Here is a 24,094-nt window from a genome sequence, read left to right as displayed (position 1 = left end):
TGAAAATAATAATGAACGACGAAGTATTTGCGCAAAAAGGATTTATCATTTCAACTGATAAAAGCCTGATTGATTTTGAGACGGTATATAACTATCTCAATAATGATTCTTATTGGGCTCAGGGTATACAGCGTGAGCGGATGAAAAGAGCCATCGATAATTCCATTTGTTTTGGAGTTTATCACAATGGCAAACAAGCTGGCTTTACGCGTGTAATAACAGATATGGCCACTTTTGCGTATCTTTGTGACGTATTTATCCTTCCGGAATACAGGCGTTTAGGGCTCTCGAAATGGTTAATGCAAACCATTAAACAATACCCGGAGTTTCAGGGACTGAGGCGTTGGTCGCTTGCGACACTAGACGCGCATGGGTTATATAAGCAGTTCGGTTTTACTGAGCTTAGTAATCCCAGCAGATGGATGGAAATTTATGCACCTTATCAGAAAACCGATCAAGGAGGAGAAAAATGAATATCAAAAAGCTGATTTTTGAAGGCGAAGGTGTAACACTTGATTTTAAAAAGACCATTACCAGTTGCGAGAAAATAGCGCGCACCATGGTTTCGTTTGCCAACAACAAAGGCGGGCGCTTGCTCATTGGTGTTGCTGATGATGGCACTATAAAAGGAGTAAAATCTGAAGATGAGGAACGGTATATGATCACTAAGGCTGCGCAGTTTTTTGCCCGACCTGCCTTAGAACCGGTTTTTGAAGAGGTTTATCTGGATGATAAACTGGTGCTGGTTGTCGAAATAAAAGAAAGCGATAGTAAGCCTCATTATGCTCTTGCCGAAGATGGAAAATGGTGGGTATATGTGCGTGTAAAAGATAAGAGTGTATTAGCCAGCAAAATTGTGGTTGATGTATTGAAGCGTTCGGCTGACGATAATGGCGTTTTGATTGAATACTCAGCCAACGAGAAAGCCTTGCTGGAGTATCTTGACAAGCAGGAACGCATTAACGTAAAAGAGTATTGCAATTTGCTTAAATTAACCCGGCGCAATGCGCAGCGTATATTGGTTAATATGGTGCTTTCAGGGGTGATACGTGTACATACTACGGAAAAAGAAGAATATTACACCGCCGCCTGAACAAGCTATAATTTATTAGATTTGCTGCCCCGCAACTAATTATAATGAAAAACCTTTACCAGAAATACAAGCCCTTTTACAAGGATAGCCTTCGTTTGGCCATTCCTGTGATGATATCACAACTTGGCCATCCGCTTGTACAAATGGCCGATAGTATCATTGTTGGGCATTTTGCAGGAACTATTCCTCTCGCTGCTGTATCACTGGTAAATAGCATTTTTGGGATTGCAATGGTAATTGGAATAGGAATTTCCTATGGGATAACGCCATTAATAGCACAACACAACGGACGGAGTGAGTTTAATGAGTGCGGACAATTACTGTCCAATAGCTTGCTCATTAATGTCATTACAGGCATTTTGCTGTTTGTATCGATAAGCTTTGGCACAATGCACCTGATTGGGCATCTTGACCAAACTCTGGCAGTAGTTGAGCAGGCTAAGCCTTATTTGTTTTTACTGGGCATATCACTTATCCCACTCCTGGTATTTAATACCTTTAAACAGTTCGCCGAAGGCTTGGGATTTACCAAACAAGCGATGCTGATCTCCATCTGGGGTAATATATTGAATGTTTGCCTTGGTATTATTTTCGTAAAAGGTATGTTCGGTATCAAACCGATGGGCATTCGTGGCGTAGGTTACAGCACGCTGATTGACCGTTGTACAATGGCTATTGTCATGGGTTTTTATGTATTCCGGTCAAAACATTTTAGGAAATACCTGGTCAATTTTGCTTTTAAAAACATTGACCGATTGCGCAGCAGCAAAATACTGAAAATCGGCGGACCGGTTGCTATGCAATATATTTTTGAGGTTAGTGCATTTAGCGGCGCCGCAATTATGATCGGGACGATAAGTCCGGTTGCGCAGGCGGCTCATCAGATTGCAATAAGTCTGGCTTCGTTAACCTACATGGGCGCAAGCGGTATCTCTGCAGCGGCGGCGATCAAGTCAGGTAATTTTTTCGGGGCTAGAAAACATCAGGAACTAAGGCTGTCTGCTATATCCAGTTACCATATTGCGATTGTCTTTATGGCGATAGCGGCATTGGTCTTTACATTTGGAAACCATCTGCTGCCGTGGATATATACTTCAGATAAAAGTGTGATAGTTATTGCAGCACAGTTGCTTATAATTGCAGCTTTCTTCCAATTATTTGACGGAACACAGGTTGTTGGCCTTGGCGTATTGCGTGGTATGGGTGACGTGAACGTGCCGACATTTATCACTTTTATTGCCTATTGGGTGTTGGGTTTACCGGTGGGCTATCTGCTGGGTATCAAATTTCATATGGGCGTATCAGGTGTGTGGTATGGTTTAGTTCTGGGATTGCTGACCTCGTCTCTACTACCGTTTATCCGTTTCCAGGTAATCAGTAAGAAACACGAGTTTAACGCCCCGGTTGTAATCGCACAGGATTAAAAAAACAGATCGTGTGCCAGTCTATAGGTGTTACAATGTGCGTCCACAATATCTCTGATGTCTGTTGAATAACCCCCACCCATACTCACCTGCACAGGAATCTGGTGTCTTCGGCATTGTTTTAATACAAAACTATCGCGCTCTTTGCATGCTTCTTTGCTCAGAGCGAGTTTTCCTAATTTGTCTGTCGCCAAAATATCCACGCCAGATAAATAAAATATAAAATCAGGCTTTTGTCGATTGATAAGTTTGGGTAAAGTGTCTTTCAAAATATCCAGGTATTCTTTATCGTCTGTCCCGTCAGGCAGAGGAATATCAAGGTCTGATCTTTCTTTCCGATACGGAAAATTATTCGCCCCATGCATCGAAAATGAAAATACTCTTTGCTCATTTTCGAAAATTTGCGCAGTGCCGTTACCCTGGTGCACATCTAAATCAATTATTAAGATAGATGATGCTAATTTATTATTTAATAAATAGTTAGCTGCAATAGATTGATCGTTTAGCAGGCAAAAACCCTCACCCCAATTTGTTCCGGCGTGGTGCGTGCCGCCGGCTACGTTAAAAGCGATTCCGTTATCAAAAGCATAGCGACAACCATCGACTGTTCCTTTGGCAATTCGTATTTCGCGCTCCACCAAGCGTGCTGAAAGCGGGAAACCGATGCGGCGTTGTTCTTTTTGAGGCAAAGTCAAATCACGAAGCTGGTACCAGTAATCTGCATCATGAGTCAAGAGAATTGTTTCCTCATCCAAAGGTTCCGGAGAAAAGAGATTTTCCTTGGTGATCGTTCCTTCATGGATGAGCTGTTCCGGTATCAGTTCGTATTTTAACATTGGAAACCGGTGCCCCCCAGGTAAGGGATGAGCATAGATTGGATCGTAGGCTACCTTCAGCATGGGTTCTATTCTGAAACAACCAAAGACATGTCCAGATGCATTGCGGCCTTATATACATCTTTAAATGAGTTGTAAAGCGGCACCGGGCTCAGGCGGATCACATCGGGTTGGCGCCAATCGCCGATAATACCGTTTTCAGCCAGGTAATTGAAGATAGCTTTGCCATTTCTTTTGCAAATAACGGATAACTGGCATCCGCGTATGTTTGGATCAGAGGGTGTGATGATCGCAAATAATTCTTCTCCATGTTTTTGGTTGATCTCAAGGATCAGATACTCCAAATAACCAGTTAACAGAATGCTTTTTTGTCTCAGTTTTCCTAGACCCCCTGCTTTTTCAAAAATATCAAGCGCTGCTTTATGGGCGGACATCAATAATATCGGACTTGTGCTCACCTGCCAGCCCTCTGCTCCATTGGCTGGTTTAAAGCCCGGTGCCATCAAAAAACGTTTGTCAGGCCTGTATCCCCACCAGCCGGCAAATCGTTTCAAATCGGGGCTATTGAAGTGTTTTTCGTGCACAAATATCCCGCTTATCCCTCCCGGACCGGAATTCATATATTTGTACGAGCACCAACAAGCAAAATCAGCACCCCAATCGTGCAATAGCAAAGGCACGTTGCCAACAGCATGCGCCAGGTCAAATCCAACGTATGCGCCAGCTTCATGACCAGCTTTGGCTATGGCCTCCATATCAAACACCTGACCGGTGTAGTAATTTACTCCAGCAAATAAGACCAACGCAAGCTCATCTGCATTTTGCTCAATGGCCGAAATGATATCTTCGGTCCGTAAAATATGTTCTCCTTCGCGCGGAAAAACTTCAATGATGGCCTTTTCTGGTTCAAAGCCATGGAAGTTTACTTGACTTTCAATTGCATATTGATCCGATGGAAAAGCACCGCCTTCCATTAATATTTTATATCTTTTATTACTTGGTTGATAGAAACTTACAAGCAGTAAATGAAGATTTACTGTAAGTGAATTCATCACGGTAACCTCATCTGTTTTGGCACCTGTCAGGTTAGCTAAAGGCTGTTTTAGCTGATGGTGAAATTGCAGCCAGGGATCATCACCCTGAAACCAGCCTTCAACTGCAAGATCTTTCCAGGCACCTAGTTGTGCCTCCAGATACTTTTCAGTTGATTTAGGTTGAAGTCCTAATGAATTCCCACATAAATAGATTGAATCTTCTCCATTATGTTGTGGGATCAGAAACTCATTGCGGAAATGGCTCAGGCTATCCCGCGCATCTAGACTTTCAGCAAATTCTAAAGTGTTTTGGTAAATCATCAGTCAATATTACGAAATGTAACGCAACCAAATTCATTTATTGGGTTTGCTCACGTACCTATTTCCCTTCACATAAAACCGGTACGGTAATAAAGCGTCTTCCTGTGCATAAGCTACCCCGATGCGTGGCAAGGCCGCGATCTGATCGTCTGTAAAAGTGAGCCCCCTGTCTTCTATCCAAAGTTGGGTGCTTTGCAGGCTGACGCTGTTTAATTTCCGATCTATTCCCAGAGCTTTGGCAACTGAACCGGGGCCCGCCGTTATGTTGGGCTTTAGGATGTCCATATTCTTTCTGCTCAGCATAATGTCAATGCCGGCTGTGGGTTCAATAGCCCTGATTAATATAGCTCTCGGCTCTCCTTCGGCAGAAACAACTACATTCAGCATTTCGTGGATGCCATAACACAAATAGATGTAGGCTATACCCCCTTCTTTGTACATGATTTCGGTTCTGGCTGTACGCCTGTTGCCAAAAGCGTGTGAGGCCTTGTCTATTACCCCATTATAAGCTTCTGTTTCAGTGATATATCCACCAGTAAGTAAACCATCTATTGAAGTAAATAAGTACTTACCTAGCAGCTGTTTACTTAGTGAAACAACATCGGAACCGAGATAAAAAGATTGAGGTAATTTCAATTGATAATGTCTTTTAGCCAATTATTAATTTCTTTTGCTTTGGTGTAAATCATGATGTGCGTGCCGCCCTTAATGATAGTTGCGCCTTTTATTCTTTTATAAGGAAATACTTTATCCTTATCGCCAATGATATGATAAACATTGGGTGGTATAGTTTGGTTGTCCCAATGCAAAATAGCGCCCAATGCCCATTTTATAAATTTTGGCGAGGTACCTTTCAGCATGCTCACAAATAACTCCTGGTGACGCTTTGACATCTTTCCCATCACTTTCCGTACTATAAAACCTGTTTGAGGAAGCCATGTGGACGGGATCAATTTATAAAGCGGAAGATATCTGTACAATAAATGCGATCTGGGGGCTTCACTTGCGGTTTTTATGGACGAGATAAGAATAGCCTTATCCAGTTTTACTCTTTTTGCAATCTCAACTGTCAGCATGCCGCCGAGGGAATTACCGATGACAATTGATCCGGGAGTTATTTTGTAATGATCGATTAACTTTTGTGCATAGGTAGACAACGAGTCTTGCTTTTCTGGCTCAAGCCAACCAATCGGGATTACCTCATGGCCCAGAAGATCGATATATTGAAATATTCGTGCATCTGCACCCAAACCAGAGATCAGGAATATCTTGCCCATTAAAACCGCAACAATTTTACGATCTGCTCGAGGTATTGCGCATCGGTCTGATCGAATTGATCCAGCTCCTGGCTGTCAACATCAAGTACCGCAACCACTTCATTATTTTGGTAAATGGGAATCACAATTTCCGAGCGTGAAAGTGAGCTGCAGGCGATATGGCCGGGAAATGCATCGACATCCGGCACGATCAGGGCTTTGCCTTGTTCCCATGCCGCCCCGCACACGCCTTTTCCTTTTGCAATACGCGTACAGGCAACCGGTCCCTGGAAAGGGCCTAGCACTAATTCGCCATTCTTCACTGAGTAAAATCCAACCCAAAACCACTTAAATTGTTCCTTTAATGCGGCTATGGTATTTGCCTGGTTAGCAATTAGATCACTCTCCCCTTCCAGTAGCGCTTCTATCTGCGGAATCAGCGATTGATATTGCTCCTGCTTGTCTGTTGATTGTATGATGGTTAAGTCTTCGGCCATAAAACAAATGTAGTTATGCCGCCTTTAAATTAAATAACTTAAATCTCATATTTAATCTTTTATTTCGCCTTAATGATCGTTAGTCTTACCATGGTTCGTTATCGCAAACGGTATATCCCCTTTGCTTTGCTGGCTATGGCAATGCACCGCGCGCCTATGAAGCGACAAAGAGGGTGCTCTTTCTGGCAATTGGTTGGTAGCGGAAAAAACGGCACGTTCAGCCTTAAGCCTGATTGGCAGCAATGGGGATTATTGGCGGTATGGGATGGCAGCGAAGCTTTCGACCGGTTTTATAATGACTCATTTGTATCCAGATGGTGGAATAAATTTGGCTGTGAAAAATGGACCATATTGTGCGAACCATTGCAGAGCCACGGCAAGTGGGAAGGTAAAGAACCCTTTGGAAGCGCAAACATTCAAGGTCACAATGGACCTATTGTCATATTAACAAGGGCGACAGTAAGATTTAACCGGCTAAAGAATTTCTGGAGCAACGTAGATGAAGTATCTGATTTAATGAGGCGATCGCCCGGCTACATTATGTCGTTGGGAATTGGCGAACGACCTTTATACAGACAGTCCACGTTCTCTATTTGGAATAGCCTGGATGATGTAAAAGCTTATGCCTACGGTTCCAAAGAGCATAGCGAAGTGATCAGAAAAACAAGAGAAGAAGGCTGGTACAGCGAAGAGCTGTTCGCGCGGTTTAAGCCCATCGCCTGTACCGGAACATTAAATAATTTAGACCCGCTAAAAGGGCAAATAAAATTGGATGAATTATGAGAATTATTGCAGAACTACCCCATCCTGAATTTAAGGTATCGATATTATACATGAATCAGAAGTTTATTGTGAAGGCTGAGCAAGGCACGCTCGAGCAAAGCTATAAAGTACCGGAAATGGATTTGACAGACGGTGTGAACAGTGTGTTTGAAATACTCGATGAAGAGTTCATGGCTAAAATAGCAGCACGTTTTGTAGAAATGCGGAAAGATTATAAGGATGCATATTTTAGATATAACTATTAATATAAATAAATTATATAAATATTTAAAATACAGTTAATTGTAGTAATTGAATATAGAAAACAGAATTTTATTTGGCAGAAAAAGACCAATGAATGGTTAATTTGACTTTTTACTTAATTAAAAACTTTAATAAAAGTATTACAAGGCATTTATTTTTAATAAATTATAACTAATTACAAAATATTATTTGGCAGTAAAGAACACTCCATTTGCATGAAAAATTTCAATATTCAAACGCCCGACTCGACAATAGTTGGAGCATTACAAATCAAAATAGATCTTAAAACTAAACCACTCGGGGCATTAGGAAAACTTGAGTCATTGGCAAGTCAGATAGGCACAATCCAGCAATCTCTTACACCTACTTTAGACAATCCAACCGTAGTGGTTTTTGCAGGAGACCACGGACTTGTTCACGAAGGAATAACCCCCTATCCACAGGAAGTAACTTACCAGATGGTAATGAATTTTTTAAACGGAGGAGCGGCTATTAACGTGTTTGCAAAGCAGAATGGTTTAGATGTCAAGGTAGTGGATGCTGGGGTAAATCATGATTTCGGGCAAACTGAGAACCTGTTAAACTATAAGGTGAACAAGGGTACGCGGAACTGCTTAAAAGAAACTGCGATGACACCTGCTGAATTGGCGGAATGTATTGAAAAAGGTGCAGCCATTATTAATGACTTATACAAGGCAGGCTGTAACTGTATTGCATTGGGAGAGATGGGCATTGGAAATACTTCGTCGGCATCGCTGCTGATGCATTACTTTACAGGTGTCGACCTTGCCACGTGCACAGGGCGCGGTACGGGGCTTGATGACGCGGGTTTAAACAAAAAGATCAGCATATTGAAAGCTGTCGCCGCACATCATGGCAATTTGCTTGATTGGGAAAAAATCATGATTGCATTTTCTGGCTATGAAATAGCAATGATGACAGGCGCCATGTTACAGGCCGCTGAAAATAAGATGCTCATAATGCTTGATGGTTTTATAGCCAGCACAGCTTACCTTGCAGCTTTTAAGCTTCACCCGGAAATAAAAAACTATATTGTCGCCTGCCATCAATCAGACGAAAAAGGGCATCAGTTGCTGCTGGAATATCTCAACCTCTCTCCCCTGTTAAATTTAGGAATGCGTTTAGGCGAGGGAACCGGCGCGGCGGTCGCATTTCCTTTGGTAAAGGCTGCGATTAATTTTTTAAATGAAATGGCAAGTTTTCAATCCGCAGGAGTTAGCACCAAAGAATAATGAAACGGGAAATAAGAATATTCTTTACAGCGTTGATGTTTTTTACCCGGATACCTTGTCCTAAATGGGTTGATCATTCCGAAGAGTACCTCAACAAGGCGTCTAAATATTTTCCGGTAGTCGGTATTATTGTTGGATCTGCAGGCGCACTTATTTATTGGTTGTTTCAATTGGTTTTCCCGGTTGAGATAGCATTAATATTCAGTATGATCGCTTCTATTATTATTACTGGCGCTTTCCACGAGGATGGTTTTGCCGATGTTTGTGATGGTTTTGGGGGCGGCTGGACAAAGGAGAAAATCTTGCTTATCATGAAGGATTCACGGCTCGGTACATTCGGTGTGATCGGATTGGGGCTTATTTTACTTCTAAAATGGTCTGTATTGAAGTATTTCCCAATAAATACATTGGTGCTTGCTCTGATAAGCGGGCATGCTATAAGCCGTTTAAATGCGGTGTCATTGATCTTCACTGATGAGTATGCCCGCGATGACGACACCAGCAAATCAAAACCATTGGCTACAAAAATGACTTCTGGTGAATTAATCTTTGCTATTCTGTTTGGCATTGCGCCTTTGATTTTATTTGCAAACGTTTATGTATTGCTTGCGTTGGTACCACTATTGTTTGTTCGCTGGTATTTTTCCAGATATTTCAAAAAATGGATAGGCGGCTACACCGGCGATTGTTTGGGTGCATTGCAGCAGGTATCGGAGGTTGTTTTTTATATGAGTCTTATATTGATCTTTAAATATACTGCCTGATGGAGATCTACCTGTTACGGCATACCGCTGTTAACAACCCCCATAAATTATGTTACGGCCAATCAGAAATTGACCTGGCAACAGATTGGGCCAACCATTTTACTGCTCTAAAACAGAAAATGGGGCCAAGCTTACGCGGGGCATTATTTTACTCGAGTCCTTACCAACGATGCAAGCAACTGGCCGGCTTCTTGTCGGACGATCAATTTCAGATTGACTCACGGCTTTCAGAAATGCATTTTGGGGACTGGGAACAGTGTTTATGGACGGATATAGACCAGCCGGTTTTAAATGCCTGGATGGCTGATTTTGCGAATTACCAGGTGCCCGGTGGAGAAAGTTTTGTGCAGATGCATGGTCGTTGTACCCAATTTTGGGACGAATTATTAGCCTTACCCTCAGACAGGATAGTTGTAGTGACCCATGCCGGGGTAATCCGTTCCCTGCTTGCGTATATCTTAAGTATTCCGCTAGAAAAAACCTTCCAGCTTGAAGTCGAGTATAGCTCAGTTACCAAAATAACGGTGGCCAAACAACAGGGCTGCTATCAAACGGTGAATTATATCAATCGATAGGTAACAGGTCGCAATACCAAAAGCCCGAAACACCCTTCACCGTATCTGATGAAAAACACGTATCATCGGTGTTCTTTGGAGCAGCGTATTCCTTAAATACTTTTTCTCCTGTCTGATAATCGATTGGAGATGAAAATATAGGGCCTTTAAATACAAAAGTATGGAACTCACCATTCTCACCACATACATCCACATTATCAGGTAGTTCCTTGATCAGATCGTATGTGATTTCCTTACCAACAAAATTCTCCAAACGCGACTGTGTGCAGGCAATGACGGTGCCAAAACCTAAACCTAAAAATTCATCTATCAATTCATGCGAATCCCTTTTCCAAAGCGGGTAAATGCCCATCATCCCCACTTCTGCAAGGCGTTCATCGCGGTATTTTTTAAGATCCTCTAAAAATATGTCTCCAAAAATAGCGTGACTTACCCCCTCTTCTGTGAATTTTTCCATATGAAGGCGCATGGCATTATCATACTCGGCCATGCCAGGCATTTCGGGCAACCTTATTTCATATAAAGGAATACCGATTCGTTCTGCTTGCAAAACCAGCAATTCCTCTCTTACACCATGCATCGAAATACGATTTAGCGCGTCGTTTACGGTGGTAACTAAATATTTGATTTCAATGTTAGGATTTTGAAGACAATGGTATAATGCAAGAGCGCTATCCTTGCCCCCGCTCCAATTAAAAATACATTTCAGTTTTTCGGACATTTACTTCAAAAGTTTTACTTAATAAGTATCATTAAAGGTTATTTCTTTCAATTCTTTGCGCGACTCCCATTTCAGCATCTCTAGTTCGGGCTGTTTAAGAAACTGGCTGGTATAACCCAGGCAAAAATAGCCTACTAGCTTATTGTTCTCAGGGGCTTTTAAAATATATTTGACTTTTTCCGGATCGATAATACTAACCCAGCCCATACCGATATTTAATGCGCGGGCCATTAACCACATATTTTGAATAGCACATACCACGCTGTAAAGTCCAACTTCGGGCATTGAAGTTTGCCCGAGAACTGGTTTTTGAGCTTGCGAATAAAATATAGCAATGTTTAATGGTGCCTCGAAAATGCCTTCCAGTTTTAAACGATTATACTCCTTTTGTTTTTCGCCCTCAAAAAGATCTGCAGCTTTTTCATTTTCCTTGTTAAAACTCTCCTTTATTTGTTGCTTAATTTCATTGCTCTTTACCAAAACGAACTCCCAGGGTTGCGAAAACCCAACAGATGGCGCATTTACTGCGGCTAAAAGAATTTGCCGGATCTTTTCTTCCTCTATCGGCCGGTCTAAAAAGCGGTTTCCCCTTACATCCCTCCTGTTCACCATGATGTCTAATAAAAGATCGGCCTCTTCCTGATTAAATAGTCTTTCGCTTTCCGTTTCCATCCTTATTTCATTTTAACAACTCCTCAACCAGCCGGGGTACGCCAATTGCAGCTTTTGCTTCTATTCTAACCATCGATTCAATACCATAAACAGAAGGTATTTTAGGATCGATAACATATTTCTGAACATAAGCCGGCACAAAATTGAGCAGACCTGCGGCCGGGTAAACTGCCAATGATGAGCCTATTAACATAAAAATATCTGCTTGCGAACATATTTGAGCGGCTTTATCTATCATCGGTACCGGCTCACCAAACCAAACTACATGAGCTCTTAACTGCGAACCTAATTCACATAATTCGCCCATTTTTAATTCCCATCCATCTATCGGGTACGTAAGGTTGGGATTTTTGCTCGATTGTGAACGTGTGATGATCCCATGCAAATGCAATACATTTTTTGAACCAGCCCTTTCGTGTAAATCGTCAATATTTTGTGTGATGACGGTTACCTTATATTTTTCCTCAAGCTTTGCCAAAGCATAATGCGCAGCATTAGGTTTCGCTTCCAAAACAGATTTCCGGCGCATATTATAAAAATCCTGCACCAGGGTTGGGTTCCATTCCCATGCTTCTGGTGTAGCCACATCCTGGATGTTGTACCCTTCCCACAGGCCATCGCTATCCCTGAAAGTCTTTAAACCACTTTCGGCACTTATGCCGGCACCAGTTAAAATGACTACATTCTTCATCCCCTTAAATTTAGAGGTAGTCCCGATACCATAAAAATGGCTTTATCGGCCCTTTGGGCAATATGTTGATTTATCCAGCCCTGCAGGTCGGCAAATTTTCGCCCGGTTTCGGTATCCGCATGCATGCCCATGCCAATTTCGTTTGAAATAATGATCCAGGTCGCCTCAATCCCGGCAAGTTTATCAAACTCTGTTTTGATCTGCTTCAATGTTTCGTCAACGTTATATTTCGTATCCGAAAAAAAATTGGTGAGCCATAAAGTGACACAATCCAAAACTACTATTCTGCCTTGTAAATCAAGTTTTGATGGATATCGTTCTTCTTCAATATTCTGCCAGCGCTCGTCACGGTCCTGTTGATGCCTTCTGATTCGTTGCTCAAAATCCTCATCCCATTTCCGGGCCGTAGCGAGGTAAACGGGGTTATCACTCAAACTCAACGCTAATTGTTGGGCATAGCGACTTTTACCCGACCGTGTACCGCCTGTTATATAATATATCATAAAAATCGACCTATAAAAAAAGCGATCTGCGTAATGCGGATCGCTTTTCTTTTATATTCTTATTATTTAAACTGCAACCTGTTGATTGTTGCGCAATACAGCAAATTTACTCTTAGCTAATTCGAAGCCGCCAAATAATATAGCTCCATAAATAAGGTTTGCGAATAGCATCCCTTTTTCAAATGGAATAGCCGCAATTAAAGACTCACCATATCCGTAAAAGCTCTTAGAGTACATCGTTCCCTGCAACCATGGGTCGATATCTGTAATAAGCCAATGAACCAGAACAGCTCCAACAGAACCTAAAACCACATTAGTTACATTAACTTTCTTAATGAAAGTTCCTATAAGCACCATAAGGGCAAATGCAAAATAAACAGGTAGCGCTCCGTCATAAAAAAGCATGAATTTGCCAAAATAAAGATAGTCTAGTGCAATATCACTTATAAAGAGAGTAAATAAAGGCACCAAAAAGGCTTTCCATTTATCCGAAAAATAAGCTCCGCCAAAAAGGGCCATTGCACCAACAGGTGTAAAGTTTGTCCATCCGGTAATATGGTTGAAGTTGATTAGACGGGTTGCACCGGCTATTATGATCATTAAGATCAACAAGCTGTTTCTGAGGTTTATTTTTTGTAGTGACATGATGATTATTATAGTGTAAAATTACTTAAATATCTCTTTAAATGAAATTTAATTGATCTGATACTTTAATCCTGCTGTAAAATTAATGCCCCTGGTATTATAACCAAGCCAATCGGTATATTTCGCGTTAAGTATATTGTTCAAATCACCGAATAGTTGTAGCCTATTGGTAGCCTGGTATTGAATATGGCCATCAACCAGACTATACTGTTTTAAAGTTACCGGGGTTGGTACATAGGTAACCGGGGCAAACTTTGTATCTGCCCTGCCGCCGGTATATTTATAGTTCAAGCCAAATGCTAATTCTTTTAGCACCTGGTAATTGATGTTAGCGCCATAGGTGTTTTTTGGCCGACGGATCAAACCATCGGTTCTTACGCCGCTGGCGTCAGTTTGCGAACCGGTAACATACGCTGCATAAACCGATGCCGAAACCTGGCCTAATTTTAAAGTAAGCGTGCTCTCGAACCCTTTATCATGCTCAAATGCCCCGTTTTCGTATATACCAAATGGATAATCTGGCAAATTTTTAAAGTAAATCACATCCTTGGTATCTCTTTTGTAAAACAATGTATTGAATGATAAGGCATTACTGATAATATTCCAGTCAAAACCAGCTTCGTATGAAGTTGTGGTTTCAGGTTTTAAACTTCCATTGCCGTATAGCGAAGATAGCTGGTAAAGCGTAGGCGCTTTAAACGCAGTTGCGACAGCTGCAAATAATTTAAATTGACCGGCCAGAAGCACCGACGGGTTTATTGTGTAGGTCCAATTGTTGCCATATTTACTGTGATAATTATATCTGCCGCCCAATTCTAGATGGAACATATCTGATTTGAAGAATATAGATGTATAAACACTTGTTATGTTATTGTTTTTGCTAGGCAAAGTATCTGTGCCAATCTCATCTGTACCGCTATATTTAAAGTCGGCACCGCTTGTTATGTCCAGATATTTATTCAAACCATAATTGAAGATAGCTTCGGCATTTGTTATACGGCCTTTAATTTTTTCGTGATATGGAGTATTAAAGTTCGCATTGTTTGGAAGATCATTATAATTGTTCCAAACGTTGTTTTGACTTAAGTTGAACTTCAAGTCACCTTTTTTTAGCGCCATTTTTGCGCCGATACCGGCAAATAGGAAAGTGTTGTTATAAGTATAGTTTTTATCATCAATAAATGCGCCGTATGGTAAATGTCCTTTGTTATAAGTGGTTTGAAGATTACCATTCAGACTGAATTTATCGGTAACTCGCTGATTTACATTTACACTTGCTGAACGCTGATGGAAGTCATCATTTCTAAAATTCCCTTTGCCGATTGTATCCGTTGCTGCAGGAAAGCCCCTGGAGTCTGTATTAGATAAATTAACAGCAATACCGGTATTTTTTAATGTCCCTGTTACCCCTGCTGATTCTTTGAAAGTGTTGTAGCTGCCTCCGGATAATTGTACAGAGGCTTTCAACCCTTGTTTTTGGGCATGCTTGGTAATAATATTGATTACCCCTGCCACAGCATCAGAACCATATAAAGTTGAGCCGCTTCCCTTTAATATTTCAATATGATCGATCTGGTCGAGTGGGAAGGCATTCAGGTCATAACTGCCGTCAATAGAGGATGCATTGTTCACCGGAAAACCGTCAACTAGAATAAGTGTATTACCTGTTGAGGCCCCATTCACGTACACATCTGAGCTTATTCCGGGTGCATTGTTCGCTCCTGAAAAAATAATGCCCGGAACGGTATTTAATAATTCAGGCAATGATTTGCCCTGCGAACGGCTAATTTGCTCGGCGGAAATAATGGTAACTACCCGGCCTGTTTCGGACAATTTTTTTGGTGAGCGTGTAGCGGTAACCACTACCGTGTCGAGTGCCCGGTTTTTCTCCTGGGCATGGGCTGCTATATTTAGCAAAGCCAGTTGCACAAGCCCCAGGCTTGCGACAACGTTAACATAATTTTTTTTCATGTTGTTGTGAGTTTAACCCCACAGCATACAGAAATGGAAAGTTGGAATGGAAACTAAGGTGAGCAAGTTTCACATTCAAGCCTCAATCCCCGAAAGCTATGAATAGTTCTGTGCTCTGGCAGGTCTTCTGACTCACTCCCCTTCTGTTCTGCCTTCCCGCCCCGAATATTCGGGGTAGTGGCCTTGAGTGAACTTTGGTTATGGAGCTTACAGCTGCGGGACAGTCCAGGATTTACACCTGGTTCCCTTTTAATTTCCTGATGCTCTCAGGAAAACCTAAAGCGCCGCAAATGTAGGTGATGGATTTGTGATTTTCAAATATGTTAGTTGATTGATTGATTTAGTTAACTGGTTAAATTATCCCATATGGCTAGTTCAATCTACCCAATCAACGATTTAACTAAATCAACTAATCTCTATCTTTAACACATGAAGTTTTGCCTTACCTGCCTGGTGCTTGTTCTAAATCTATCTGTCATGGCACAACAGCCGGATACGGTTTTTCTGAAAACCCTTATTGAATCTCATTCTGAGGTATTTGAACATGTTTTACATCACCCAAGCCACAACGAGGTGCAGGTTTTGTACACTCAAATTGATCGTGATGAGCATAATGTCCCTCATTTTAAATCATTTAGTTACCGGTTGAATCCAAACCGGTACTTCTATCCTGCCAGCACGGTAAAGTTGCCTACCGCCATTTTCACTTTGGAAAAACTGAATAAACTTAACATTAAAGGTTTTACGGTTAAATCTACTATGATCACTGATAGCGCCTTTGCCAGGCAAACCAAAGTGACCAAAGACACTTCATCCAAAAGTGGGCTGCCGAGCATTGAGCATTATATTAAAAAGATATTGCTGGTGAGCGATAATGATGCTTATAACCGTTTGTATGAGTTCGTTGGACGTGAAGAAATAAATGATAAACTAAAAAAATATAACTTAACAGGCACTCGCATTATAGGCAGGCTGGCTATTGGCGATAAGGATGAAAGTGCAAGACACACCAACTCGATCGATTTTTATAAAAGGAATAAACTGGTATATCATAAACCAGCTCTGTATGACTCCAAAGATTACTCCATGCATCTTGAAAATATGATACAGGGCAAAGGCTATTTGGATAAAGACGATAAACTGGTAATGAAGCCTTTTGACTTTTCACAAAATAATGTCTACCCTCTTGTGGATCAGCAGTCGGTTTTAAAACGCTTATTATTTCCTGAGACTTATCCTGAAAATGATCGCTTTAACCTGACAGACGACCAATATAAGTTGTTCTATAAATACATGAGCATGTGGCCTACAGAAAGCAAGCACCCAACTTATAGTCCACCCGAGTATTTCCCTGCTTATTGTAAATGGCTGTTTTATGGCGGCGATAGCTTAGCAGTAATGAATCCCCATATCCGGATATTTAATAAGATAGGCGACTCCTACGGCTATGATATTGATAATGCTTACATAGCTGATTTTAAGAATAAGGTAGAATTTATCATCTCAGCTGTGGTACAATCCAATGATGATCAGATTTACAACGACAACAAATATGAGTACAAAACCGTGTGCCTGCCTTTTATGAAGAACCTGGCGCAGACAATCTATCAATATGAATTGAAGAGAGAGCGTAAATATCAACCTAATCTAAAAAAATTCAAATTTAAATACTAAAGCCTTCATGATTTGAAACCGGAGAGATCAAACTTAGCTGAAGTAGCCCGTGTATTCCTGAAACTAGGTCTCATAGGCTTTGGTGGGCCGGCTGTACATATTGCCATGATGGAGGAAGAAATTGTAAGGAAGCGGCAATGGCTATCCCATGAGCATTTTTTAGACCTTATTGGTGCAACTAATCTTATACCCGGCCCCAACTCTACAGAAATGGCGTTGCATTGTGGCCAGGAACACGCCGGGTGGAAAGGCTTGCTGGTTGCCGGTGCATGCTTCATTCTTCCTGCTGTAATTATCACAGGATTGCTGGCATGGGCTTATCAGCAATATGGTACTTTGCCGCAAGTGGCGCCATTTACCTATGGTATTAAACCGGCTATTATCGGAGTTGTTGTATCGCTGATGATCAACCTTGGTAAAAAGGCATTAAAAACTACCGAATTAGGGTTGATTGGAATAGCATGTGCCCTATTAGCACTGTATGGTGTAAATGAAATATATCTGTTGTTTGGGGCTGGATTAATAGGTATTCTTGTTCACCTTGCTAAAACCAATACCGCATCAATGAACTTGATCTTACCGCTTTCATTCTTGATGGCAGGTGGTGATCTGCCTGCTACTAACCAAAGTCAATGGAAATTATTCTGGATATTTCTTAAAATAGGATCAATTTTATACGGAAGCGGTTACGTACTTTTCGCTTTTTTGAATACAGAACTGGTAAAAACCGGGATGCTTTCTCACCAGGTATTGATCGACGCAATAGCTGTAGGACAATTTACGCCGGGTCCTGTATTTTCATCAGCTACTTTTATTGGCTGGCAACTGAGCGGCATTAAAGGAGCTGTTGCTGCCACTATCGGTATATTTCTGCCGTCATTTCTGTTTGTGGCATTTTTGAACCCCCTTGTTCGCAAACTGCGAAGCTCAAAAGTAATGTCAGTTTTTTTGGATACAGTAAATATGGCGTCGATCGCTTTGATACTTGCAGTTTGCATAGAAATGGGCAAATCATCGGTTACCGACTGGAAAACCATCGTAATAGCTATTTTAGGTTTTGCAGTATCATTTGGTTTTAAAAAACTGAACACCGCATTTGTGGTGCTTGGGGGATCAGCTTTAGGATACCTACTTTGGCTGATATGAGATAAACAAAAAAGGCCTGCATAAATGCAAGCCTTTTAAAAATTATTTTGCTGGATCTTTATTTTACAGCATCAACAATTGCTTTGAAAGCATCCGGATTGTTCATCGCTAAATCAGCCAATACCTTACGGTTTAAACCGATATTTTTAGCAGCTAACTTACCCATTAACTGAGAGTAAGAAATCCCATGCTGACGGGCACCTGCGTTGATACGTTGTATCCATAAAGCCCTGAACTCTCTTTTCTTGGTTTTACGGTCGCGGTAAGCGTACTGTAAACCTTTTTCAACTGTGTTTTTTGCAACGGTATAAACCTTGCTTCTTGAACCCCAATAACCTTTGGCGAGGTTCATGATTCTTTTCCGGCGTCTTCTCGACGCTACTGCGTTAACTGAACGTGGCATCTTTTTGTCTTTTTGGTAGTGAGTGCCTCCCGTTTATGTGGAGATCTTGTTTACTCTAATACCTGGTTTAAAAATTAATTAATTACTTTCCGATACAAAGCATACGTTTTACGTTACCCATATCCGCATCAGATACTAAACTGGTGTGGGTAAGGTTACGCTTACGTTTGGTTGACATCTTGGTTAAGATGTGGCTTTTGTATGCGTTCTTTCTTGCGATTTTACCGGTCCCAGTAAGCGTGAAACGCTTTTTAGCACTGGAATTGGTTTTCATTTTTGGCATAACTCTATTTGTTTGTTTTTAGATATTTACGTTTCTCAACGTTTGCTCTCTATAAAAAACGTACAACGTAAAACGTCACACGTAAAATTTATTTCTTTACTCCTTTGGAAGCTACGGTTAAGAACATCCGTTTTCCTTCCAGTTTTGGCAATTGTTCAACCTTGCCGACTTCCTCTAATGCCTGTGCGAAACGCAGTAACAGAATTTCTCCCTGCTCTTTGTATACTATCGCACGACCTTTGAAGTGTACATATGCCCTCACTTTTTCGCCTGCTTCCAGGAATTTGATGGCATGCTTCAATTTAAACTCGAAATCGTGGTCGTCCGTGTTCGGTCCGAAGCGGATCTCCTTTATAACGGTTTGCTTAGCGTTACTTTTGATCTCCTTCATCTTCTTCTTCTGTTCGTAAATAAACTTATTATAGTCTATTACTTTACAAACAGGCGGAACAGCATTCGGAGAGATTTCAACCAGGTCCAATTCCTGCTCTTGTGCTATCGCAAGTGCATCTCTTAATGAGTACACACCTTGCTCAACGTTGTCACCTACAAGGCGAACTTCCTGAGCTCTGATGAATTGGTTAATGTTGTGTTCGGCTTCCTTTTTCTTAAAAGGTGGCCTTGGTCCTCTGTTAAAATTGGGTTTGTTTAATGCCAAGTTATACCGTTATTTCTTTTATTATTTGTTGTTTAAATTCTTCAATAGTCATGCTGCCCAAATCGCCTTGTCCATGCTTTCGAACTGAAACTAAACCTTCAGCTGCCTCTTTTTCGCCTACAATAAGCATATAAGGGATTTTTTTGACTTCAGCGTCGCGTATCTTCCGCCCTATCTTTTCGTCTCTAAAATCAATCAGCCCGCAAATATCGGAATCTTTTAATATATCAGAAAGTTTTTTTGCATATTCTTCATATTTTTCAGATATGGGCAGGATGGTGAATTGTTCAGGCGATAACCACAACGGAAAATTACCCGCGCAGTGCTCGATCAAAACTGCCACAAAACGCTCCAATGAGCCAAAAGGCGCACGGTGGATCATCACCGGGCGGTGCTTTTGATTGTCGCTGCCGGTATATTCCAATTCAAAGCGCTCTGGCAGGTTATAATCTACCTGTATAGTGCCTAACTGCCATTTACGGCCTATTGCGTCCTTTACCATAAAGTCGAGCTTAGGTCCGTAAAAGGCGGCTTCGCCTAATTCTACGACAGTTTTTAAACCTTTCTCATCAGCTGCTTCAATAATAGCCTGTTCGGCCAATGCCCAGTTTTCGTCAGAGCCAATATACTTGGCCTTATTTTCAGGGTCACGAAGCGATATCTGTGCAGTATATTCTTCAAAACCCAGGGCCGAGAACACATACAGCACCAGATCAATCACTTTTTTAAATTCTTCTTTTACCTGGTCGGGGCGGCAAAACAAGTGCGCATCATCTTGAGTAAAGCCGCGAACCCGTGTCAAACCATGCAACTCACCGCTTTGCTCATAGCGATAAACAGTGCCGAATTCAGCATAACGAACCGGCAGATCCTTATATGAACGCGGTTTGGTTTTATACATCTCACAGTGATGCGGGCAATTCATTGGTTTCAGGAAAAACTCCTCTCCTTCTTGCGGTGTTTGTATTGGCTGGAAACTGTCCTTACCATATTTTTCGTAATGACCAGAAGTTACATACAGGTTTTTATGACCGATATGCGGAGAGATAACTTGCTCATAACCCGCTTTTACCTGTGCATTACGCATAAAGTTTACCAAACGCTCACGTAAAGCAGTGCCTTTTGGCAGCCATAATGGTAGGCCCATGCCGACTTTTTCAGAAAAGGCAAACAATTCCAGCTCCTTACCTAATTTACGGTGATCACGTTTTTTTGCCTCCTCTATCAGGTGCAAATAATCAGTCAATTCGCTTTGCTTCGGGAAAGTAACCGCATAAATACGGGTTAGCTGTTTACGAGTCTCGTCACCGCGCCAGTAAGCGCCGGCAACATTCATTAGTTTTACTGCCTTTATAAAACCTGTGTTCGGGATATGTGGCCCACGGCAAAGATCAGTAAAGTTACCCTGTGTATAGAAAGTGATAGAGCCGTCAGGCAGGTCCTTTATCAGGTCAAGCTTGTACTCATCACCTTTTTTTGTAAAATAGTCAATAGCATCAGCTTTGGACACCGGCGTACGGACATATTCCTCTTTAGTTTTAGCCAGCTCCAGAATTTTGTCTTCGATCTGTTTAAAATCATCCGAAGAAAACTCGCGGTCACCAAAATCTACATCGTAATAAAAACCGGTCTCAATAGCCGGACCGATACCAAACTTAGTGCCAGGATACAAAGCTTCTAAAGCCTCGGCCATTAAGTGGGCTGATGAGTGCCAAAAAGTCGATTTACCATTAGTGTCGGTCCAGGTAAGCAATTTTACATGCGCATCTTGTTCAATATGGCGACTGGCATCCCAAACCTGGCCGTCAACTTCGGCCGCTAATACGTTTCTTGCTAAGCCTTCGGAGATCGACAGAGCGATCTGCATGGCAGTAGTTCCCTTTTCGTACTGACGAACGGAACCATCGGGAAGTGTAATGTTAATCATCTACAACTATGATTTAATTTTCTATGAAAAATGAATAGGTCACCTACTAAGTGACCTTATGTTTGTGTGCAAATATAGAAGATTTTAGATGATTATACAGATTGTTGAATTTTGATTATGCCGATTAATCTGTTATAATCACATTGTCAGCGCGGTCTCTCCTTTCATACCTTTCTCGAATATTTTTATTGATATAAGTTGCCAAATCCGAGCCCTTCTCAGCAAGCTTCTTCATTTCTTCCACATGCTTTTTGCCCGGTCTGGAGTAACTGTAGGTATATACAAACGGCTTCCCATCCTTATCAGGAGGAAAAAGGATCTTTATATCACGATCTTCAATATGATAAGCCACCACACCACTATCATGATCACTGTGATATTTATGCATTTTTAATGGCATCATATCTGCCAAACAAAAAAGCATTCATTATGATTCAAGTCAATCTAAAATCGTAAATCAAACATTCCCCCACCCATGAGCCAGTACATCGGCCAGGTGCATAGTTTTGATTGGAAGATTGTTTTTATCGATATACCCCTGCAGGTGTAGCAGGCAGGACGCATCAGTGGATATAATATAATCAGCTTCCGCTGCCAGGGCATTATCTACTTTTTGCTGGGCCATTGCAGTGGATATAGCGTCGAACTTGACGGCAAATGTACCGCCAAAACCGCAACAGGTTTCGTTATCTTTCAGATCTACCAGTTCCAAGCCGAGCACTTTGGATAATAATTGGCGTGGCTCTTCTTTAATTTTACATTCGCGCAGGGCGCTGCAGCTATCATGATATACAGCACGCCCATCCAGTTCGGCACCGAAGTAATCAACCTGCAGGATATTCACCAGAAAATCCGATAACTCATAAATATTACCCTGTATGGCACGGCATTTATTATGCAAGAGTGTATTGGTAAACAAGTCGTTATAGTAGTTTTTGACCATGCCCGTGCAGGATGCAGAAGGCGCTATAATCACACTGTCTTCTGAAAAGCCATTGAGAAATTTCGTTCCCACTGTTTTAGCTTCGTCCCAGAAACCGGCATTAAATGCCGGCTGACCACAACAGGTTTGCTCGGGGTTGTAGCTAACTGAACACCCCGCTTTTTCTAAAACTTTAACGGTATTCCAGGCGGTATCAGGGTAAAGCTGATCAACAAAACAAGGGATAAACAACTCAACTTTCATCGGCGACTAATTTCAGAAAAAGTTTTTAATTGTCGCCCGGTCATTGGGTATTGGTAGCCGCTTTTATCTTTGTTTGGTGTGAACACCAATTTAGAGCTTCACCTCGCTGATCTGAATAACCGGGGCAATATTGGTATAGTTTGGAATATCACCCATAATTTCGCTGGCATGGGGTGAAAACGCAGAGTTAAAGTCCTCCAGTTTTTCAAAATACATATGCCCCATTGCTGTATAGGTTGGCGCCGAGCCTGGCGTACCGCCGGCAATACCCTGCTCCGCCGCTCCCTTCTTACATGCATCGCCTAATAATTGCAAAACCATTGGAATATGTGTACCGAGGTAATATTCCATATCGAAGGTTTTACCCTCCCCATTCGGATAGAGAACGCTCACTTTTATCATGTCGGTTTACTTTGGTTAAGTAAATATAAGATTTTGATAATCAGTTTAGTTGTGTTTTTTTGACAAAAAGGGTGTCACGCTGGGGGACTCGAAGTGCGGTGCGCAAAGACCCGTCTCCGCCACGCACTTTAACGCAGCACTATCTTCAAAACACGATGATTGGATGTTACATACAGTGTTTTCTCATCACCCGATAAACGGCAATTAGAAACAAGATCATTTATTAATATTTTGCCCAGTAACTGGCCTGCCCGGTTGAAAACCCATATGCCGCCTGGGCCGGAAGCAAACACATGGCCTTTTTTGTCGATCTTTAGGCCATCGGGCATGCCGGCGGCTGTCTTTGCCGCCTCATTTGCGCTGTAAAATATCCTGCCATGAGTGAAAAGGCCGTTCTTATCAAGATCATAAACATACCAATAAGCTTTTGAGGGGTCTGAATTGGAGATCAATATGGTTTTGCCGCCAGGAAAGAATCCTATGCCGTTTGGCCGAGTGAGCGTATCAGTAAGCAGGGTTATTTTGCCGTTCGCTGAAATTCTATAAACGCCCTGATATGGCGCCTCTTTTAAAGGGTCGTCCACATTTTTTTCAAGTCCATAGGGCGGATCTGTAAAATAAATATCGCCGTTGCTTAAAAAGGCAAGGTCATTGGGACTATTAAACCTTTTACCTTTATAATTAAATGCTATCTTGATAAATTTGGGTTGGGGTTTATCCAAAGGAGCGTCCATTATAGATACCGCCCTGTCACCATGCTGACAGATCACCAATTGGCCTTTTAAATTTAACCCCAGGCCATTTGAGCCAAGCTCTCCACCCCTCGGTAAAGTCCCTGTATAGCCCGAAGGCTTCAGATAAACCTCCTTGCCTTTCTCCTCGGTCCATTTGTAAATCATGTTTTTTTTAACGTCAGAGAAAATGAACATTTTTTGGCTTTCCACCCATACTGGCCCTTCACTCCACAAAAACCCATCGGCCAATATTTGCGCCTTAGCGTTTCTACTAACTATGCTGCTGAATTCAGGGTCTATCTGTTTTAAAGTCATCAATGGTTTTGCTGCCTGGGCAAAGCCGGCAGAGATGTGTCCTGTTAAAAGGATTATCATCCACAATAAACGATTACGATTAGT

Annotated in this window: 29 protein-coding genes and 1 riboswitch; of the genes, 10 read left to right on the top strand and 19 right to left on the bottom strand. The window is 41.7% G+C overall.

Annotated features, from left to right (window positions below; all coding sequences use genetic code 11):
• Positions 1-11: 11 nt before the first annotated feature.
• The 3 genes from Q3A68_RS04070 to Q3A68_RS04060 are packed head-to-tail and all read left to right on the top strand — an operon-like array spanning position 12 to position 2,517.
• A complete protein-coding gene (locus Q3A68_RS04070; RefSeq protein ID WP_302899772.1) occupies positions 12-473 on the top strand; it encodes a GNAT family N-acetyltransferase in 462 nt (153 codons plus the stop codon).
• Complete coding sequence (locus Q3A68_RS04065) at positions 470-1,093, top strand: AlbA family DNA-binding domain-containing protein (RefSeq protein WP_302899771.1); 624 nt, start codon at positions 470-472, stop codon at positions 1,091-1,093. The genes Q3A68_RS04070 and Q3A68_RS04065 overlap by 4 nt, the downstream gene beginning before the upstream one ends.
• 44 nt (positions 1,094-1,137) lie before the next feature.
• Entirely contained in the window at positions 1,138-2,517 is a 1,380-nt protein-coding gene (locus Q3A68_RS04060; protein WP_302899770.1) for an MATE family efflux transporter, read from the top strand.
• On the opposite strand, the gene Q3A68_RS04055 is transcribed toward Q3A68_RS04060, so the two are convergent.
• The 5 genes from Q3A68_RS04055 to Q3A68_RS04035 are packed head-to-tail and all read right to left on the bottom strand — an operon-like array spanning position 2,514 to position 6,461.
• Complete coding sequence (locus tag Q3A68_RS04055; protein ID WP_302899769.1) at positions 2,514-3,416, bottom strand: histone deacetylase family protein; 903 nt, start codon at positions 3,414-3,416, stop codon at positions 2,514-2,516. The genes Q3A68_RS04060 and Q3A68_RS04055 overlap by 4 nt on opposite strands.
• 5 nt (positions 3,417-3,421) lie before the next feature.
• Complete coding sequence (kynU, locus tag Q3A68_RS04050) at positions 3,422-4,708, bottom strand: kynureninase (RefSeq protein ID WP_302899768.1); 1,287 nt, start codon at positions 4,706-4,708, stop codon at positions 3,422-3,424.
• Between the two features lie 33 nt (positions 4,709-4,741).
• Positions 4,742-5,344, bottom strand: coding sequence for a DNA-3-methyladenine glycosylase (locus Q3A68_RS04045; protein ID WP_302899767.1), 603 nt, complete (start codon positions 5,342-5,344; stop codon positions 4,742-4,744).
• Complete coding sequence (locus Q3A68_RS04040) at positions 5,341-5,985, bottom strand: alpha/beta fold hydrolase (RefSeq protein WP_302899766.1); 645 nt, start codon at positions 5,983-5,985, stop codon at positions 5,341-5,343. The genes Q3A68_RS04045 and Q3A68_RS04040 overlap by 4 nt, the downstream gene beginning before the upstream one ends.
• Positions 5,985-6,461 (bottom strand): GAF domain-containing protein, encoded by a 477-nt coding sequence (locus Q3A68_RS04035; RefSeq protein ID WP_302899765.1) that lies wholly within the window; start codon positions 6,459-6,461, stop codon positions 5,985-5,987. The genes Q3A68_RS04040 and Q3A68_RS04035 overlap by 1 nt, the downstream gene beginning before the upstream one ends.
• A 72-nt stretch (positions 6,462-6,533) precedes the next feature.
• Between Q3A68_RS04035 and Q3A68_RS04030 the strand changes: the two genes are divergently transcribed.
• The 5 genes from Q3A68_RS04030 to cobC all read left to right on the top strand — a co-directional run bounded on the left by Q3A68_RS04030 (position 6,534) and on the right by cobC (position 10,079).
• A complete protein-coding gene (locus tag Q3A68_RS04030; protein WP_302899764.1) occupies positions 6,534-7,244 on the top strand; it encodes a DUF3291 domain-containing protein in 711 nt (236 codons plus the stop codon).
• Complete coding sequence (locus Q3A68_RS04025) at positions 7,241-7,489, top strand: hypothetical protein (RefSeq protein ID WP_302899763.1); 249 nt, start codon at positions 7,241-7,243, stop codon at positions 7,487-7,489. The genes Q3A68_RS04030 and Q3A68_RS04025 overlap by 4 nt, the downstream gene beginning before the upstream one ends.
• A gap of 213 nt (positions 7,490-7,702) precedes the next feature.
• A complete protein-coding gene (cobT, locus tag Q3A68_RS04020; RefSeq protein WP_302899762.1) occupies positions 7,703-8,740 on the top strand; it encodes a nicotinate-nucleotide--dimethylbenzimidazole phosphoribosyltransferase in 1,038 nt (345 codons plus the stop codon).
• Positions 8,740-9,504, top strand: a complete 765-nt coding sequence (locus Q3A68_RS04015; protein WP_302899761.1) for an adenosylcobinamide-GDP ribazoletransferase — start codon at positions 8,740-8,742, stop codon at positions 9,502-9,504. Before cobT ends, Q3A68_RS04015 begins: the two co-directional genes overlap by 1 nt.
• Entirely contained in the window at positions 9,504-10,079 is a 576-nt protein-coding gene (gene cobC / locus Q3A68_RS04010) for an alpha-ribazole phosphatase (protein WP_302899760.1), read from the top strand. The genes Q3A68_RS04015 and cobC overlap by 1 nt, the downstream gene beginning before the upstream one ends.
• On the opposite strand, the gene Q3A68_RS04005 is transcribed toward cobC, so the two are convergent.
• The 6 genes from Q3A68_RS04005 to Q3A68_RS03980 all read right to left on the bottom strand — a co-directional run bounded on the left by Q3A68_RS04005 (position 10,069) and on the right by Q3A68_RS03980 (position 15,282).
• Positions 10,069-10,800, bottom strand: a complete 732-nt coding sequence (locus tag Q3A68_RS04005) for a Dph6-related ATP pyrophosphatase (protein ID WP_302899759.1) — start codon at positions 10,798-10,800, stop codon at positions 10,069-10,071. The two genes, cobC and Q3A68_RS04005, sit on opposite strands and share 11 nt — an antisense overlap.
• Before the next feature lie 18 nt (positions 10,801-10,818).
• On the bottom strand, positions 10,819-11,472 hold the full coding sequence (gene bluB, locus Q3A68_RS04000; protein WP_302899758.1) for a 5,6-dimethylbenzimidazole synthase: 654 nt from the start codon (positions 11,470-11,472) through the stop codon (positions 10,819-10,821).
• Between the two features lie 7 nt (positions 11,473-11,479).
• Complete coding sequence (locus Q3A68_RS03995; RefSeq protein ID WP_302899757.1) at positions 11,480-12,163, bottom strand: SIR2 family NAD-dependent protein deacylase; 684 nt, start codon at positions 12,161-12,163, stop codon at positions 11,480-11,482.
• On the bottom strand, positions 12,160-12,666 hold the full coding sequence (locus Q3A68_RS03990; protein WP_302899756.1) for a bifunctional adenosylcobinamide kinase/adenosylcobinamide-phosphate guanylyltransferase: 507 nt from the start codon (positions 12,664-12,666) through the stop codon (positions 12,160-12,162). Before Q3A68_RS03990 ends, Q3A68_RS03995 begins: the two co-directional genes overlap by 4 nt.
• Positions 12,667-12,732: 66 nt before the next feature.
• On the bottom strand, positions 12,733-13,311 hold the full coding sequence (locus Q3A68_RS03985; RefSeq protein ID WP_302899755.1) for a DUF6580 family putative transport protein: 579 nt from the start codon (positions 13,309-13,311) through the stop codon (positions 12,733-12,735).
• 48 nt (positions 13,312-13,359) lie between these two features.
• On the bottom strand, positions 13,360-15,282 hold the full coding sequence (locus Q3A68_RS03980; protein ID WP_302899754.1) for a TonB-dependent receptor plug domain-containing protein: 1,923 nt from the start codon (positions 15,280-15,282) through the stop codon (positions 13,360-13,362).
• A gap of 100 nt (positions 15,283-15,382) precedes the next feature.
• Positions 15,383-15,578, bottom strand: a riboswitch (cobalamin riboswitch).
• A 133-nt stretch (positions 15,579-15,711) separates the two neighbouring features.
• Between Q3A68_RS03980 and Q3A68_RS03975 the strand changes: the two genes are divergently transcribed.
• Positions 15,712-16,956, top strand: a complete 1,245-nt coding sequence (locus Q3A68_RS03975) for a serine hydrolase (RefSeq protein WP_302899753.1) — start codon at positions 15,712-15,714, stop codon at positions 16,954-16,956.
• 12 nt (positions 16,957-16,968) lie between these two features.
• A complete protein-coding gene (gene chrA, locus Q3A68_RS03970; RefSeq protein WP_302899752.1) occupies positions 16,969-18,102 on the top strand; it encodes a chromate efflux transporter in 1,134 nt (377 codons plus the stop codon).
• Between the two features lie 58 nt (positions 18,103-18,160).
• Here the strand turns inward: chrA and rplT are convergent, their stop codons facing one another.
• From rplT to Q3A68_RS03930, 8 genes are all read right to left on the bottom strand, one after another.
• A complete protein-coding gene (rplT, locus tag Q3A68_RS03965; RefSeq protein ID WP_302899751.1) occupies positions 18,161-18,505 on the bottom strand; it encodes a 50S ribosomal protein L20 in 345 nt (114 codons plus the stop codon).
• Between the two features lie 82 nt (positions 18,506-18,587).
• Positions 18,588-18,788, bottom strand: a complete 201-nt coding sequence (rpmI, locus tag Q3A68_RS03960; RefSeq protein ID WP_091372129.1) for a 50S ribosomal protein L35 — start codon at positions 18,786-18,788, stop codon at positions 18,588-18,590.
• Between the two features lie 88 nt (positions 18,789-18,876).
• Positions 18,877-19,446: a translation initiation factor IF-3 gene (infC, locus tag Q3A68_RS03955; protein ID WP_302899750.1), complete on the bottom strand. Its 570-nt coding sequence runs from the start codon at positions 19,444-19,446 to the stop codon at positions 18,877-18,879.
• Between the two features lies 1 nt (position 19,447).
• A complete protein-coding gene (gene thrS / locus Q3A68_RS03950; RefSeq protein WP_302899749.1) occupies positions 19,448-21,373 on the bottom strand; it encodes a threonine--tRNA ligase in 1,926 nt (641 codons plus the stop codon).
• 124 nt (positions 21,374-21,497) lie between these two features.
• Positions 21,498-21,761 carry a hypothetical protein gene (locus Q3A68_RS03945; protein WP_302899748.1) on the bottom strand — a complete coding sequence of 88 codons (264 nt, stop codon included), beginning with the start codon at positions 21,759-21,761 and terminating at the stop codon, positions 21,498-21,500.
• A 69-nt stretch (positions 21,762-21,830) separates the two neighbouring features.
• Complete coding sequence (locus tag Q3A68_RS03940; protein ID WP_302899747.1) at positions 21,831-22,559, bottom strand: (Fe-S)-binding protein; 729 nt, start codon at positions 22,557-22,559, stop codon at positions 21,831-21,833.
• 90 nt (positions 22,560-22,649) lie between these two features.
• Positions 22,650-22,961, bottom strand: coding sequence for an EthD family reductase (locus Q3A68_RS03935; protein ID WP_302899746.1), 312 nt, complete (start codon positions 22,959-22,961; stop codon positions 22,650-22,652).
• A gap of 128 nt (positions 22,962-23,089) precedes the next feature.
• The gene (locus Q3A68_RS03930; protein ID WP_302899745.1) at positions 23,090-24,070 is read right to left on the bottom strand and encodes an SMP-30/gluconolactonase/LRE family protein; all 981 of its coding nucleotides are present in this window, start codon (positions 24,068-24,070) and stop codon (positions 23,090-23,092) included.
• Positions 24,071-24,094 lie beyond the last annotated feature (24 nt).

This window comes from Mucilaginibacter tolerans, assembly GCF_030519375.1.
GTDB lineage: Bacteria > Bacteroidota > Bacteroidia > Sphingobacteriales > Sphingobacteriaceae > Mucilaginibacter.
The sequence above is the reverse complement of the archived record's forward strand: the minus strand, read 5'-3'. Positions and strand labels throughout refer to the sequence as shown.